This is a genomic window from Weeksella sp. HMSC059D05, assembly GCF_001809725.1.
Classification (GTDB): domain Bacteria; phylum Bacteroidota; class Bacteroidia; order Flavobacteriales; family Weeksellaceae; genus Weeksella; species Weeksella virosa.
Window position 1 is genome coordinate 69847 of record NZ_KV798521.1, and the last position, 16160, is coordinate 86006.

12 protein-coding genes are annotated in these 16160 nt (G+C 34.4%); 7 read left to right on the top strand and 5 right to left on the bottom strand.

Annotated elements, in window-relative coordinates:
• The 4 genes from HMPREF2660_RS10940 to HMPREF2660_RS01875 form a co-directional block, all read left to right on the top strand.
• Window positions 1–2156: lysophospholipid acyltransferase family protein (locus tag HMPREF2660_RS10940; protein WP_168160777.1), on the top strand; the 2156-nt coding region annotated here is incomplete at its 5' end.
• Window positions 2153–3679 (top strand): phytoene desaturase family protein, encoded by a 1527-nt coding sequence (locus HMPREF2660_RS01865; protein WP_070485448.1) that lies wholly within the window; start codon window positions 2153–2155, stop codon window positions 3677–3679. The genes HMPREF2660_RS10940 and HMPREF2660_RS01865, both read left to right, overlap by 4 nt.
• On the top strand, window positions 3676–5325 hold the full coding sequence (locus tag HMPREF2660_RS01870) for a C45 family autoproteolytic acyltransferase/hydrolase (protein WP_070485449.1): 1650 nt from the start codon (window positions 3676–3678) through the stop codon (window positions 5323–5325). Before HMPREF2660_RS01865 ends, HMPREF2660_RS01870 begins: the two co-directional genes overlap by 4 nt.
• Window positions 5322–6611 (top strand): flexirubin biosynthesis putative acyl-CoA ligase FlxY, encoded by a 1290-nt coding sequence (locus tag HMPREF2660_RS01875; RefSeq protein ID WP_070485451.1) that lies wholly within the window; start codon window positions 5322–5324, stop codon window positions 6609–6611. The genes HMPREF2660_RS01870 and HMPREF2660_RS01875 overlap by 4 nt, the downstream gene beginning before the upstream one ends.
• 13 nt (window positions 6612–6624) lie before the next feature.
• Here the strand turns inward: HMPREF2660_RS01875 and HMPREF2660_RS01880 are convergent, their stop codons facing one another.
• From HMPREF2660_RS01880 to HMPREF2660_RS01895, 4 genes are all read right to left on the bottom strand, one after another.
• Entirely contained in the window at window positions 6625–7659 is a 1035-nt protein-coding gene (locus HMPREF2660_RS01880) for an alpha/beta hydrolase (RefSeq protein WP_070485453.1), read from the bottom strand.
• A gap of 73 nt (window positions 7660–7732) precedes the next feature.
• The gene (gene mnmA / locus HMPREF2660_RS01885; protein WP_070485455.1) at window positions 7733–8926 is read right to left on the bottom strand and encodes a tRNA 2-thiouridine(34) synthase MnmA; all 1194 of its coding nucleotides are present in this window, start codon (window positions 8924–8926) and stop codon (window positions 7733–7735) included.
• A gap of 113 nt (window positions 8927–9039) precedes the next feature.
• Complete coding sequence (locus HMPREF2660_RS01890) at window positions 9040–10365, bottom strand: Na+/H+ antiporter NhaC family protein (protein ID WP_070485457.1); 1326 nt, start codon at window positions 10363–10365, stop codon at window positions 9040–9042.
• Between the two features lie 158 nt (window positions 10366–10523).
• Window positions 10524–11393 (bottom strand): cupin-like domain-containing protein, encoded by an 870-nt coding sequence (locus HMPREF2660_RS01895; protein WP_013598668.1) that lies wholly within the window; start codon window positions 11391–11393, stop codon window positions 10524–10526.
• Between the two features lie 92 nt (window positions 11394–11485).
• Between HMPREF2660_RS01895 and HMPREF2660_RS01900 the strand changes: the two genes are divergently transcribed.
• Window positions 11486–13747, top strand: coding sequence for an OmpA family protein (locus HMPREF2660_RS01900; RefSeq protein ID WP_013598669.1), 2262 nt, complete (start codon window positions 11486–11488; stop codon window positions 13745–13747).
• 61 nt (window positions 13748–13808) lie between these two features.
• Here the strand turns inward: HMPREF2660_RS01900 and HMPREF2660_RS01905 are convergent, their stop codons facing one another.
• On the bottom strand, window positions 13809–15113 hold the full coding sequence (locus tag HMPREF2660_RS01905) for an aminopeptidase P family protein (protein WP_013598670.1): 1305 nt from the start codon (window positions 15111–15113) through the stop codon (window positions 13809–13811).
• Between the two features lie 382 nt (window positions 15114–15495).
• Here HMPREF2660_RS01905 and rpsF point away from each other — a divergent pair, with 382 nt between their 5' ends.
• Both rpsF and rpsR read left to right on the top strand, forming a co-directional pair.
• On the top strand, window positions 15496–15840 hold the full coding sequence (rpsF, locus tag HMPREF2660_RS01910) for a 30S ribosomal protein S6 (protein ID WP_013598671.1): 345 nt from the start codon (window positions 15496–15498) through the stop codon (window positions 15838–15840).
• 14 nt (window positions 15841–15854) lie between these two features.
• Window positions 15855–16157 (top strand): 30S ribosomal protein S18, encoded by a 303-nt coding sequence (gene rpsR, locus HMPREF2660_RS01915; protein ID WP_013598672.1) that lies wholly within the window; start codon window positions 15855–15857, stop codon window positions 16155–16157.
• Window positions 16158–16160: the final 3 nt, after the last annotated feature.

Sequence of the window (16160 nt, forward strand, 5' to 3'; positions counted from 1 at the left end):
AAGTGCTAGAAGAGTCAGAAAAAGTTTTTTTTCGTTTACAAAAAGATTTAAAAAACTCTAAAATCGAAGATTTCTCTTCTATTTCTCCACTATTATTACCCAAAAATAAGCAACAAGAAAAAATAGAAAAATGGAATTCCTTTTGGACAGAAGAAAGAAAATTACAACTGAAAAAAATGTTGATTAATGAAGGTGAAAAAGTAGGTTTTCTACCAGAAACATATTCAGAATTTTATACACATTTATCGAACCGATTTTCTCTTCTAACTCCTAAAACCATTCGAGATTTTGACACAACATTTTTTGATCAATTTATAACCTCTAAAGATAGTTTTTATACAGTTTCTACATTGGTTAAAGTCCACCCAAAACAGAAACAATTCTTTATACAAGACTATCATACTGCCGAGAAAAATGTGCTAATAGACCGTAAACAGCTGAGCGAGACATATTTAGGTGCAATGGTGAGCGACTTTAATCGATTGATTAATTACTCTTCTATAGCCATTATAATTATACTTTGGATATTTTTTAGACGAGTAGAATTGGTCCTGGTAAGTTTATTGCCAATCATTGTTACAGCATTGGTTACAGCAGGTTTGATGGGACTTTTTAAAATAGAATTCAATATTTTTAGTTCCATAGTGTGTACTTTAATTTTTGGTCATGGTGTAGATTTTAGTATTTTCATGACAAGTGCATTGCAAAGACAATATACTACTGGAATCAACGAAACTAAAAGCTACAAAATTTCGATTCTTTTAGCAGTAACAACCACCTTGTTAGCCATCGGATCATTAATTTTTGCACAACATCCAGCCCTAAAATCTATTGCTTCTATTGCTATAATAGGAGTTCCGGTTGCTGCGCTTGTAACGTTTGTTTTGTACCCACCAGTTTTTCGGTTTCTGTTTTTCAATCGCCCACGTAAAGGACTATCCCCCGTTAGTTTACGCATTGTTATCACAACATTTTATTTGTTTTTCTATTTTATTTTCTTCGGAATTATCTTGAACGGAATCATTCGTATTTTACGAATTATTGTACCAATATCTCGGCAAAAAAAATATCAGCTTTTTGATTGGCTTCTAACCAATTTTATGAAAACTATTCCCTATCTGAACCCTTTTGTTAAAAAGAAAATAATCAATCATTCAGCCAAAAACCATCAGCAAACCGTTTTTATATCTAATCATTCGAGCTCGCTCGACATACCGCTAAATAAAATGTTGCTTAAACACTCTATTTTTGTGGTCAATGATTGGGTTTATCGTTCTCCTATTTTTGGAAAAGCAATTCAATCGGCCGGTTTTTTTCCAATTTCCAAAGGGATCGAAAGTAATTTAGAAAAGCTCAAAAATCGTATAGGAAATGAATTTTCTGTCATCATTTATCCAGAAGGAACGCGTTCACCAAACAATGCCCTTGGTCGTTTTCATAAAGGAGCTTTTTATTTGGCTAATGAACTCGAACTCCCTATTCAACCATTGTATTTGTTAGGTGTTTCGGATGTTTGGCCAAAAAATGAATGGTTTATTTTCGATGGTCAACTAACTTGTGTTTTCGGAAAAGTTATTCAACCAAATGATCAAAATTATGGTACATCGTACAGCGAACAAGCCAAAAAGATAAGTCGACATTTCAAAGAAGAATATCAGAAATTACGAGATTATTACGAAGATGAAAATTATTTTAGAAAAAAATTATTTTTAAGCTTTCTGTATAAAGAAAATGAGGTTGTCCATGAAATGAAGATAAATTTTGACCAAAAAAAAACTGTTTATCATGAATTGAACGTTTTACTAAACAAAACAGGAAAAATTTACCGTTATGCAAATGATTTTGGCGAATTTGATTTTATTTTGACAATGCAACAGCCCAAAAGAGAAATGTTAACCTATATAGAAAGCAAAGAAAAAAGAGCGATTGCCCAAACCAATTATATAACAAAAACTCGAGAAATTCTTTACCTAACCAATGAAACAATTCCAGAAGATTGCACAATTATGATTGTTGATGCACAAAAATTTACTATAGAAATACCAACATCTATCAAAGAAATCTTTGTTGTAGATACCTCTCTTTCTGTAGAACATTTTACCGACTTTGTCATAAAATATCCTACCGATAACTTCATGCACTTGAAACGATTATGAAACAGTACGATACGGTAATAATAGGGAGCGGATTAGGCGGTTTGGTTACGGCAGTAATTTTGGCAAAAGAAGGGCAGAAAGTGATTGTTTTAGAAAAGAATAATCAATTCGGAGGAAATTTGCAAACTTTTACCCGAAATAAAACCATTTTCGATACCGGCGTTCATTATATCGGAGGACTAGATTTGGGCCAAAATTTATACCAATATTTCACCTATTTAGAAATAATGCCCCATCTGAAATTGCAGAAACTTGATGAGAATTGTTTCGATCAAATATCATTTGACGATGTAGAAGAAACGTTTTGTTTGGCTCAAGGATATGAAAATTTCATTCAACAATTGGTAAAATATTTCCCTAAAGAAGAAAAAGCACTCCGTAAATATTGCCAGACCATAGAAAAGATATGCGATGCATTCCCTATGTACAATTTGAAAAAAGGAAAAATGACTTACGATGACGATATTTTATCGATTCGTTTGGTCGACTTTTTAGATGAGATAACAGACAATCAATTATTGAAAAGTGTTCTGGTCGGAAATAATTTTTTATATGTTGGTGAAGCCGAAACAACACCTTTATACGTACATGCTTTATCTGTAAATTCGTATATGAAAAGTGCTTGGCGATGTATAGATGGTGGTAGCCAAATAGCAAAACAATTAATCAGGGTATTAAAAAAATATGGAGGAGAAGTTGTCAAATATCAGGAAGTTGTAGGTTTTAAGGTTGAAAATCAGTCTATAAAGTCATGTACTACGAAAGACGGATCAATATATTTGGCCGATAATTTTGTGTCGAATATTAACCTCAATGACACTATACGTTTGGTAGGCGAACAACATTTCCCTAAACCTTTTAACAGGCGAATAAATGGTTTACGTTTCACACCATCTGTTTTTTCATTATATTTGGTATTAAAGCCAGAATCTCTACCATATTTTCCATATAATTTTTACCATCATCAATCGAAAAAAAACTATCTCAATGAACACTTGTTAGATACATCACAATGGCCCTCTGTGTATATTGCAACTTTTACGGCCAATGGAAAAAAACAGCAATGGGCAGAAGGAATGACCGTAATGACCTATATGGACTATGAAGAATTGGTAGAGTGGCACAAGACAGTGAATGTGTCTACCAATGATAATTATGGTAAAAGAGGTATGCGTTATGAAGCGTTTAAAAAACACAAAACAAACAAATTACTAGACGAATTGGAGAAAAAATTTCCACTGATAAGAGAAAAAATCCAGCATGTTTACACTTCTACGCCTCTGACTTATCGTGATTTTATTGGTTCGAAAAATGGAAATTTATACGGTTATGTGAAAGATGCAAATGCACCGATGAAAACATTTATTTCGGCTAAAACAAAGTTGAAAAACTTATTTATTACAGGGCAAAATGTTCGAATGCATGGTGTGTTGGGCGTAACCATCGGTGCATTTGTTACTGGATCCGAGATGCTTAATGGATACGACGAATTATTGGATAAAGTAATTGCTTCGCAAAAATGAAAAATTTTCTAGCTCTAATTATGATGATTCTATTGCTCCAATCCTGCGGTATAAATCGTAGTTTGAAGCAAACCGTTAACGTATCATCTTACCCTAAAGCTGATTTCGATTTAGTAAAAATCAATGATACGGTTCGAAAGATCGGACAAAATTTTTTACGAAAGAATATACAAGGTAATTGGGAGTTGTACTTATCCGGAAATCCATATGCTATAGGAGTGAAAAATGGAATGTTAACACAAAAACTATATCAACACCAAGAGGAAGTTTTTTTCAACGGAGTTCAACAATTGGTCGGAGAAAATAAAAAACTAAATTTCGCACTTATTTTTCTCAAATGGTTCAACCGTGATATACAGGAGTATATCTTGCCAGAATACCAGGCAGAATTGTATGGATTATCACAGTTTGCATCCGATCAATACGCTGCTTTAGCACCCAGTTACCAACGAAATTTGTATTTGCACGGCGCACACGATATAGGGCATGCTATGACCGATTTGATGATCGTAGGCTGCTCTTCGGTGGCTTTGTGGGACGAGAAATCTATTGATCAGGAATTGATCATTGGTCGAAATTTCGATTTTTATATCAATGATGAGTTTGCAGAAAATAAGCTGGTTCAATTTATTTTACCCGAAAAAGGATACGGTTTTTTATCGGTTTCTTGGCCAGGTTTTATCGGCGTTACATCTGGTATGAATACCGAAGGTCTAACCGCAACCATCAATGCAGGAAAATCAAGCATACCACACAAAGCAAAAACACCGATTTCATTAGTCGTTCGCGAAATTCTACAATATGCTTCAACCATAGAAGAAGCCATTTCGATTGCAAAGAAAAAAGAAGTTTTTGTTTCAGAATCCATTATGATTGGTAGTGCTAAAGATCGAAAAGCAGTTTTGATAGAAATTTCACCAAAAAAATTTGATGTTGTTTATCCTCAACAATCCTACTTAATCAGTACCAATCACTTTCAAGGTCAAGTATATCAAACCGATAAAAGAAATCAACAACATATCATAAACTCACATTCGGATTATCGATACCAAAAAATAAAAGAGAAAATAGATTATGTGCAAGTGTTTGATGTAGAGAAGGTTATAAGGATGTTGCAGGATTATAAAGGTTTGAGTGATAAAGAAATAGGGTATGGAAATGAAAAAGCCTTGAATGCACTATTGGCCCATCATGGCATTGTTTTTAGGCCCGAAAAAAAGTTGGTATACGTTTCATCTTCTCCCTATAATTTGGGCGAGTATACAGTTTATGATTTAAATTTTTTGAATGATCGCTTAAATTTACAAACAGCAATTGTGATTGATTCTCTGAAAATTAAAAAATCACCCTTTGTCGACAGTCATGCACTACGAGATTTTGAGAAGTTTAAAAAACTTCGACGAGAAATAAGAAAAGCACACCAACAAAAAATTGTCTTTTCAGACGATAAAATGACTGAATATATTTCATTGAATCCTTCTTTCTGGGAAGTTTACAATGATGCGGCGATAAATGCCTTGTTGCAAAAAAAATATGATTTAGCCATACACTATTTTCGAGAAGCATTGAAAAAAGAAATCACAACAATTCCTGATCGGAAAAAAATAGAAAAACAACTCGTAAAACTAAGAAAGTACACAAAATGATTCCACTGATCGAAACAAAAAGCAGCGAAGAAATTCTATTGTATCAAGAAGAAAAACTAAGAGAGCACTTGGCTTATTTAGCAGAAAAATCTCCTTATTATCAACGTTTATTCAAACAACATTCGATCGATTGGACCACCCTAAAATCGCTAAAAGATTTATCAAAAATACCGACTACAAAGAAAGAAGATTTATACACGAATAATGATGATTTTTTCTGCGTTCCGACACAAGAAATAGTAGATTTTGCAACTACATCGGGGACGCTAGGAGATCCCGTAACTTTCGGTTTGACAGATGAGGATTTGGATCGTTTGGCATATAATGAAATGATTTCTTTTCAGTGTGCCTCTATCCAAAAGGGTGATCGTGTGCAGTTAATGACCACGATGGATAGACGCTTTATGGCTGGCTTAGCTTATTTTTTAGGATTGCGAAAAATGGGGGCAAGTGTGATAAGAGTAGGGGCAGGTATCCCGCAACTACAGTGGGATTCTATTTTATTATACAAGCCCAAATACCTTATTTCGGTTCCGTCTTTTTTATTGAAAATGATTGAATTCGCCGAGCAAAATAATATCGATTATAGAAACTCATCGGTAAAAGGAGTGATTTGTATTGGTGAAGCTTTGCGTAATGCAGATTTGAGTCCTTCTCTTTTACATAAAAAAATAACAGAAAAATGGCCATTAGATTTATACTCTACTTATGCATCTACAGAAATGGCTACTGCATTTACCGAATGTGAAGAAAAGCAGGGCGGGCATCATCATCCAGAACTAATTATTTGCGAGATTTTAGATGATAATTTACAAGAAGTTGCTGAGGGTGAGCTAGGTGAACTAGTAGTTACGCCCTTAGGAGTGAAGGGGTTGCCGCTGTTGAGGTATCAGACTGGAGATTTGGTGAGAAAGCATTCGGCAAAATGTTCTTGCGGTCGAAATACCTATAGAATTGGACCCGTTGAAGGTCGAAAACAACAAATGATTAAATACAAAGGCACAACTCTATATCCACCTATAATGCATGATTTATTATCGAGTTTTGATGAAATAAAGCTGCATCTTATTGTTCTATCTCATACAGATGTCGGAACGGATAATTTGGTTGTACAAATTGTTTCGGAAAATACAACCGACGAATTTTTACATCAAGTAAAAGATACATTTCGAGCAAAACTTCGTGTAGCTCCCGATGTAGTTTTTGTGTCGGCTGATGAAATTCTACCCGTAGTGCATAATCCATTAAAAAGAAAACCAACTTTTTTTATCGATCAAAGAAATTGATTCTAGCCTTCTATTATTTAGCTAAATGAAATTTTTTTAGAATATCAACGAATTTTGGGTTGGTAATGTACTGTCTAAAATCATGCGATTTCATTCCAGTAAAATCAGTTTTTTCTAGAAAAGGATAGCTCAGAAGTAATTCGTTGTAGAGTTTTTCATTGTAGCCAAAGTTGGATGGAATTAGGTTTTTAGACAAGAAGCCTATACGACCTTTCCCTAGAACATAATCAGAATTATTGATGGTGATATGCATTTTTTTTAGTTGGGGCGAAAAATGCTTTAATTCATCATCATCGGTCAAGAAATCCATTTTTCCTATGGCCGGAGCTAGCATTATACAGAAAATTTTGTTATTATTTTCGGCCAATAGTGGCGCATTTGTAAAATCTACGTGATGTGCGTTTTCTGCTCTTTTTATTTCGCTATTTTTCAGAGAAGGATTGGTTAGCGCACTGAGGACTACAGATGCACCTCGGCTATGAGAAATCAAATAAATATCTTTGTTTTTCATAACATTGAGTATTCTTCGCAAACCAAAAACGCCTGCCATTTGGCTATTTGTGGTAGCAGAAATCCATACTTTTGCTGCTCCAAAAAGACTTTCATTTACCAAACCATCCCAATAAAAGTTTATTATTTCATCTTGTTTTGTACTGATATTCATATACGTTTTTGCTTTATTGTAATTTTTTAAGCTCGACATATAATCATTATCAATCCCATGTACAAAAATGATGACTCTTTTTTTCGATTTCACTCTATTGGCTATTGCAGAAAGTCGGTTTTTTTCGTAAATAGATAATTCGTTATCGAATTGTTGCTCAGTGGCAATTTTCATTAAAGAATATTCTTTTCTATTGGCATTTGTAGGTGGTTTTCCGTATTTTTTCTTCCAATTATTAGGATAAAAATTACCATTCTGATCGACAAAAGAACTCGATGTGTTGGGCTCAATAAAATTGTTCGGAGCTTGTGAGGTGGGTACATTGTGTATCGCTGCACAACAAGTGAGTAACGATAATAAAAGTAAATAAAATAGGTTCTTCATGGTCAAATAAGTCAGAAATTAACTAGAGTAAAAGGTAATTACAAAAAAAAAATAAAGCGCTGAACTTATCTTTCTAGTGATGTATAACGCCAGAACCTACCAATTCGTCTTCGATATACCATGCACAAAACTGCCCTTCTGTAATCGCCGATTGTGGAGTGTCGAAAGCAACAAATAATCCATTTTTGGTTTGATTCAAAGTTGCTCTTTGCAATGGTTGACGGTAACGAATTCTTGCTTGCACCTCTAAACTTTCTCCTTCCTTAAGAGCCATATCCTCTCTTATCCAATGAATTTCATCTGTTTGTATAAAAAGTGCATCTTTCAATAACCCAGGATGATCATGTCCCTGACCAGTATAAATGATATTTTCTTGCACATCAGTTGCTAACACGAAAAGTGGTTCAGCTTTTCCGCCTACGCCCAGACCTTTTCTTTGACCTCGCGTAAAAAAATGTGCTCCTTGATGTTCACCAACAACTTCACCATCGGTTTTTTTATAGCTTATTGCTGCGGCCTGGTTTTCTAATTTTTTTTCTATGGTAGGAAAATGTTTTTCTTCTTTTTGATATATAGAAGAGCTTTTGGGAATTTCGATTATTTTCCCTTTTTTAGGTCGTAATTGTTGTTGTAAGAATTCTGGTAAACTTACTTTTCCGATAAAACACAAACCTTGTGAATCTTTTTTATCGGCTGTAACCAAATCTAGGTTTTTAGCAATACGACGAACTTCTGATTTTTCTAAATTACCAATCGGGAAAAGAGCTTTACTTAATTGTTCTTGAGAGAGTTGACAAAGGAAATAAGATTGGTCTTTGTTATTGTCGACACCTTTAAGAAGTTGGAATATTTCTTTTCCATTTTTATCAATAAAAGAATTTTTTCGTGCATAATGGCCGGTTGCAACATAATCTGCTCCTAACTCTAGAGCTGTTTTCAGAAACAAGTCAAATTTTATTTCTCGATTACATAACACATCTGGGTTCGGCGTTCTACCTTGCTCGTATTCTGCAAACATATAATCTACGATTCTTTCTTTGTAAGAGGCAGACATATCGATTACCTGAAACGGTATATTTAGTTTTTCGGCCGTAAGCAAAGCATCTGCACTATCTTCTATCCAGGGGCACTCATCTTCTAGTGTAACACTTGCATCATTCCAGTTGCGCATAAATAGTCCAATAACTTCGTAACCTTGTTCTTTCAAAAGATAGGCTGCAACGCTCGAGTCAACTCCTCCTGATAATCCGACAACTACTCTTTTCATAGGTATGCAAATTTTTTGCAAAGTTACGGTATAATATTCAATAATTTTTTGCTTCGGTAATTTGTTTAGTTTTACTTTACTTATAAAGAAATTACTTTTGGATAGTTTAAATTTTATTGGATTTTTTGGTTGATTAATTCGCTTTTTGGTCGGAAAAAAAGAATCGATACAATGGTTGAAATCCCAATCAAAATTGGATAAATTAAATACGGGATTATTGATAAAGGTGACAAAACTTTACCCAGAGAAGCTGTTGCGGTTAAGGCAACCAATATCTGTGCACCATAAGGTAATAAGCCTTGTATGCTGCACGACATGGTGTCGAGAATGCTGGCTACTCTTTTCGGAGATAGTTGGTTTTTTTCGGATATTTCTTTGGCTAAATTCCCGACGATCAGAATTGTAAGGGTGTTGTTGGCCAAGGTAGCATCGACCAGGGCGGTCATGGTTGCGATACTTAATTCTGCCTGGCGTTTTGTTTTTAGTCGATTGGTAAAAAGATGTGTTAGGTAATCAATACCGCCGTGCAAACGAATAATACCTACCAATCCTCCAATAATTAGACACATCAGACTGAGTTCGAACATACTATTGAATCCTTTGTTGATGGACTCTATCAAAGCTAAAAATGTATTATCATAAACCAAAACTCCTATAAGCAAGAACGCTAAGACGCCAATAACCAAAGCCCACAAAACATTCAGTCCATAGATTGCTAATCCAAAAACAATGAGATAGGGGAGAGTTTGTAGAAAATCAAAATCAAGAGTAGTTGTATTTTCGGTTACAGGAGGTAAATCGCTCGATGCGTACCAAAAGAAAAGGATAGTACAAATTGCAGCGGGTAAAACCAGTTGAATATTGGCTTTGAATTTTGTCTTCATGTCTATTTCTTGAGTTCTTGTGGCTGCAACTGTTGTATCTGAAATAAAAGATAAGTTGTCGCCAAACATTGCACCTCCTATAATTGCACCGATTAATAAAGCCAAACTTCCAGGTATTTGTTGGTCTATTTCTACAGTGATAGGAGCCAAAGTTGCAATTGTGCCTACTGAAGTCCCAATAGAAATCGACGTTAAGCATGCCAAAAGGAAAAAAACTGGTAGGATGAATTTCGCTGGTAAAAAGTGTAAAAGAAAATTAGCAATTGATTGGATGCCACCTATTGCATTTCCTAGTTGAGAGAAAGCGCCCGCCAAAAGAAAAATCAGAATCATCAATAAAAGCGTTTCGTTACCTGCTTCTTGTGAGAATGCTTTTAGTTTTCGATCGAAACTTATTTCCGGAAATTGTAAAAATGCCAATAAGGTAACTGCAACAAACACGACCAAAGCTGGTACGCTATAGAAGTCGTTGAGATATACGGATATCGAAAAATAAACAATAATAAATATGATAAGCGGCAAAAGTGCCCAGAAATTTCTCTTCTCTGAAACCATAGATTAAAATTAGGGTGCAAAGGTTTGAATTTTCTGAAAAATAATCTATAATTTGAAGAGAATAAAAGAATAATCAGAAAACAAAACTAAATAATGGATTAATATAGAATTGTTATCTAGTTTTGATGTTTTGGATAAGAAATATTTCTACAGTTTCTTTATTTTATAGACAAGCGTTTATGGGTATTGGTTATAGCTCGTTCATTTTTTTCATCAATCCATGCTTGTCCTTTGAATTTTCTCATCAAATTATCATAATTGCGCATGAGAAAAATATTGTAAACAGCTTCTGCAAAGTTTTTCGGCTTATGAGCCAAAGAACGTAAACTCATAGAAAATCCTGGTGTAATATATTTCATGTAATGCCACCAACCTTCGGGCATGTAGAGCATTTCTCCGTGTTGTAGATCTGCCGACATGGGGCGCAGACTTTTCAGAGCAGGCCATTGGTCAAAATCAGGATTATCGAAATCAATATCTTCGCGGCAAATTACCGAATAGGGGATTTTATACATATATTTACTCTGCTCGGGAGGGATGATGATACAGCGTTTTCTTCCTGCAAAATGAAAATGCAAAATATTGGCTAAATCGATATCGTAATGCATAAAAACATTAGATCCTTCGCCACCAAAAAACAACATCGGCATAGACTTGAATAGATTGAGACCTAGATCGGGCATCTTATAATCGTTCTGCAATTGCGGAACTTTACTCATGAGGTTGTAAAGAAAAATACGTAAATCAGTAGGACCTTGATGTAGTAAATCTACATAGTCCGACATTTTCATTCTAGCAATCGGTTCGTTCACTTTTTTAGTGTAATCCACTGGATCATTGTTGTATAATGGCACAATTTGTTCACCGGCTACTTTTTTTATATACTCAAAATTCCATTTTTCGTAAGCAGGCCAATCGTGGGTAACCGTTTCTATTACTACTGGTTTTTGAGGTTTTACATAATACTTTTGGAAATCTTTTGCCGAGATGCTTTTTATGCGTTCTACTTCAGTGAAATTAAAATTCATTGTGTGCTGTAAATAAAAATGCAAATTTAGGTAAGATTTTCGTTAAATTTTAAATATCAAATGAATAAACCTTATTTTTATATCATCAAATCATGAAGAATTTTTTACTGTCTATTCTGTTTTTTTGTGCTTATGTTGTTCAGGCTCAGGTAGTTTTTCCTTATGTGGAAGTAGATAAGGATGAAGATTTTGCTTCACTTTTTGTAGAGAGTTTGATGGTAGAAACTTCACTGCAAATGGTGTTGGGGACGGTTGTTTCTGAACAAGTTTTTATCAATAAAAGTCAACATGCTATAGCATTACGCTATGTAGTTCCATTCGTAGGAAACCAGAATTTGTATGCCTTGACGATTGAAAGTGATGATGAGAAAATTGAGTTTCGGGCAGAAACTTTGTCCAATGTTCGTCGTGCATTACAAAAAAATAATCAAACGATATCTGCTCATGCTGATCAATCCGAATTGATGACGGTTGATTTGTCGGATTTGCCAGCGGGCAAGAAATTGAAAATCCGAATAAAATGGACGAAAATTGTTGATCACAATAAAAAAGATTATAACTTTTTGTTGAGTTCGCCGATTGTAAAACGAACCAAAAATTTCACAGTTACAAGGCGCTTTCAGTTTGATAAAAAGGAATATACACCTAAAAATTTTCTCTATAAAATTAATATTCTTGGAGAAAATGGACAGCTATCTCGCTCTCTTCCTGCACATTTTCAGATGATAAATAACGTAAATCGTCTCATCAAAACATTCGAAAGCTCTGTTTTTTTTGGTCATACAATAGACCTATATTATCACTATTTTATGACAGAAATGCAAACGAATTTGTTACGGTTTGATGATGGTAACTGCGCTTATTTTTTGGGTAATATTGTACCGCCAGTCAAAATAGAGCAAGAAAAGTTAAAGCCTAGAGAATATATTTTTTTATTGGATACTTCGGGCTCTATGCGGGGGTTTGCTTTAGAGGGAACAAAAAAAATGATGCTCTCTGTTATCGAAAAGTTGAAAGAATCTGAAAAGTTTAATATTTATTATTTCAATAAACACAGCAATCAACTTGCGACGCATTCTGTTTTTGCAACTAAACAAAATATAGAAAAAGCAAAGGAAATGTTACTAAATCTCGAAGGCTCTGGTAATATGAAACTGAATGAAGCGCTGAAAAAAGTACATCAAATTCCGGTCGATTATTCTTTTAATCGCTTGGTAGTCATTGCTTCTGATGGACGAATAGATCCCAATCAGAATATTCATTTAGATATCAAATCGAACCTGAAAAATGCTCAGTATTTTGTGTTGGGAATAGGGAAAGTTGTCGATAAAAATAACCTAAATTATTTAGGTTATACTACAGGAATTTCACCTTTGATAATAGAAAGTTCAGAAAATATCGATACTAAGTTAAAGGCATTCGAATCTATGATTCTTACTCCTTTATTGCGAAATATAGAAGTGCAATCTAAGACAATAAATTTAGAAGAAACTTTTCCAAAGAACTTCAATGGATTTCTGTCTGATCGACCCATAAATTTTGTGACGAAAAGTTGTCATTTGCCACAAAATGCTCGCTTGTCGATTACCGGGAAAGATGGTGAATTGGTTTATTCAAAAGAGTTTTCTGATTGGGAATCTACGTCCACTTTCGGCGAAGCAATAAAGTATTATTGGTTATACAATAAAGTGAAATCGCTGATGCTAGAAGAAAATAGATGTGGCGAATATTGCCGAAAAACAGGGCGTTATAGAAAAGAGATAGAACAACTCGGGAAAGAATATAATGTGGCAACACCATATACTGTTTTGGTAGAAAATTCTTCTGATCGACGAGATATTATACGTTTTCATTACGATTATGATTCGGATGGAGATGGCGTAAATGATTTTATAGATCGCTGCCCGGATGAAGTCGGAATGCGAGAAACTTTTGGGTGTCCGATGCAAAAATTAGCCAAAGAAGAAAAACAAGAAGCATTGGAAAAGTTAGCAAACAAATGGGTGGGAAGTGTGAAGTTTAATTTTGATCAATCCATTATCCGAGACCATGATTTTAGTTTTCTAGATAAATTAGCACTGCTGTTAGTGGATAATCCTACTGTAAATTTTATAATAGAAGGGCACACCGATGCTGCGGGTACCGAAAGCTATAATCTTACTTTATCAGAAAAAAGAGCTTTTGCAGTTGCCCAATATTTAGAAGGAAAAGGCGTAGATTTTTCGCGTATGCATATATTGGGGATTGGTACTTCTGCGATGAAATATCCAGAATGTAAGCCTGTGGAAATGTGTGAAGAATGGAAGAATTTCGAAAATAGGAGAGTTGTAATAAAAATGAACTCTTCAGAGTAAACCCCAAAAAGTATTGCTAATCGTTGCTTTTAGGGGCTTATTACAATCAATTAGTCAGAATTTAGACATTCATCAAACTTTCAATCTCATCAATTTCGATTGGAATATTTTGCATTAGATTAAAAGGTTTTCCTTCTTTCTGAACGACATAGTTATCTTCTAATCGTATCCCGAAGCCTTCGGAAGGTAAATAAAACCCCGGTTCGATTGTGAAAACCATTCCTTCAACAAAATCATCGGTTAAGATTCCGTAATCATGCGTATCTAGCCCCATATGATGAGATGTTCCGTGCATCATGTATTTTTTATATGCAGGCCACTCTGGATTTTGATTTTGCACATCTGCTTTGTCTATTAAACCTAGTTGTAATAATTCTGCCGTGTATACCTCGCCCATATCTTTGTGGAATGTATACCAATTTGTACCGCTAACCAACCGATCTTCTGCTTCTTTTTTACAACGCAAAACAGAGGCGTATACTTCACGCTGTTTGGCAGAAAACTTCCCATTCACAGGGAGTGTTCTACTCATGTCCGAAGAATAGTTTGCATATTCGGCTGCCACGTCCATCAAAATCAAATCACCGTCTTTGCATTGCTGATTATTTTGGATATAATGCAAAACATTCGCATTTTTTCCAGAGGCAATAATCGGTGAATATGCAAAACCTTTCGACCGATTTTTTAGAAATTCATACACAAATTCGGCTTCTATTTCATACTCCCAAACTCCTGGTTTGATAAAACTCAAAACGTTCCGGAAACCTTTTTCGGTGATATCACATGCTTTTTGAATCTGCTCTATCTCGATAGGGTCTTTTATGGAGCGCAAACGCTGTAAAATCGGATTCGAGCGTAAATAAGTATGAGCAGGATAAGTTTTTTGTAGCTCTTTGTTGAATCGTGCTTCGCGAGTTTCTACTTCCATGGGGGTTTCTACCCGATAATGTTCGTTTTGGTTGAGGTAAACATTTTCGGCTTCTACCATTAGTGTTCGCAAAATGGCAGGTAAGTCTTGCAGCCAATAAACAGTTTCTATACCCGAAATTGCGGTTGCTTGCTTTTTGCTTAATTTTTCTCCTTCCCAAATGGCGATATGTTCATTGGTTTCCCGAACAAAAAGAACTTCTTTGTGTTTAGGATTTTTTGCGTCTGGAAAAAGGATAAGTACCGTTTCTTCTTGATCTATTCCCGAGAGATATAAAATGTCTCTATGTTGCGCAAAGGGTAATGTGCTATCTGCAGATATAGGATAAATATCGTTAGAATTGAAAATAGCTATACTGTTAGGTTGCATTCTTTTGCCGAATTTTTTACGGTTTTTTATGTACAATTCAGCGTCTATTGGGGCGTACTTTGTTGTCATCTTTTCTGTAAAAAAAATATAATTATATGATAGAGGAGGGTTTTCTTCGTTTGCACACAAATGTACAAACACAGCAGCATAAAAAAAAGAAGTCTTTGATTAATCAAAGACTTCTTCCACCAACCTAAATTTATGAAAAAGTATTTACTTTTTACAATTACAAATATGTGAAAAAAATATTGAAAAAATAATTTTTTACAGAAAAATTATTACAAAGAATTGATTTCAGTGAATTTTAATCATTATAACCGTAAAACTAAGAAAAGAAACAAGAAATAGAAAAAAATGAATAAATCAGTCAATTGAAGTTGAAAGTTTAGAAAAAAGTATATATATTTGCAGGCTCAAAATATTAGTATAATTTATTTAAAACGAAAGTAAAATGACACATTACGAAACTGTTTTCATTTTAACTCCCGTTCTATCTGATTCGCAGGTAGAGGAAGCAGTTAAAAAGTTTCACGACTACATCACAGCCAATGAGGCAGAGATTGTGGCAACTGAAAATTGGGGTTTGAAAAAACTGGCTTACCCTATCCAAAACAAGCGCAATGGTTTTTACCATTTAATCGAGTTCAAAACAGACAATACTGATTTAGTATCGCAGTTAGAATTAGTTTTCAAACGTGATGAACGTGTAATACGTTATTTATCTGTAAAATTAGATAAACACGGAGTTGAATGGGCAGAAAAACGTAGAACTAAATTAAAAACCGCTAACAAGTAAAAATTTTTTGAACTATGGCAATCGATGAATTAGCTAAAAAAGCAGCAGGTGGGAACGAATCAGAAATTCGTTATTTATCACCTTTAGATATAGAAACACAATCAACGAAAAAATACTGTCGTTTCAGAAAATATGGTATTAAATATGTTGATTATAAGGACGCAGATTTCCTGCTTCAATTCGTAAACGAGCAAGGTAAAATTTTGCCACGTCGTTACACAGGAACCTCGTTAAAATACCAACGTAAAGTATCCAGAGCAATTAAGAGAGCTCGTCACTTAGCTTTATTACCATTTGTTGGAGACCAATTAAAATAATTA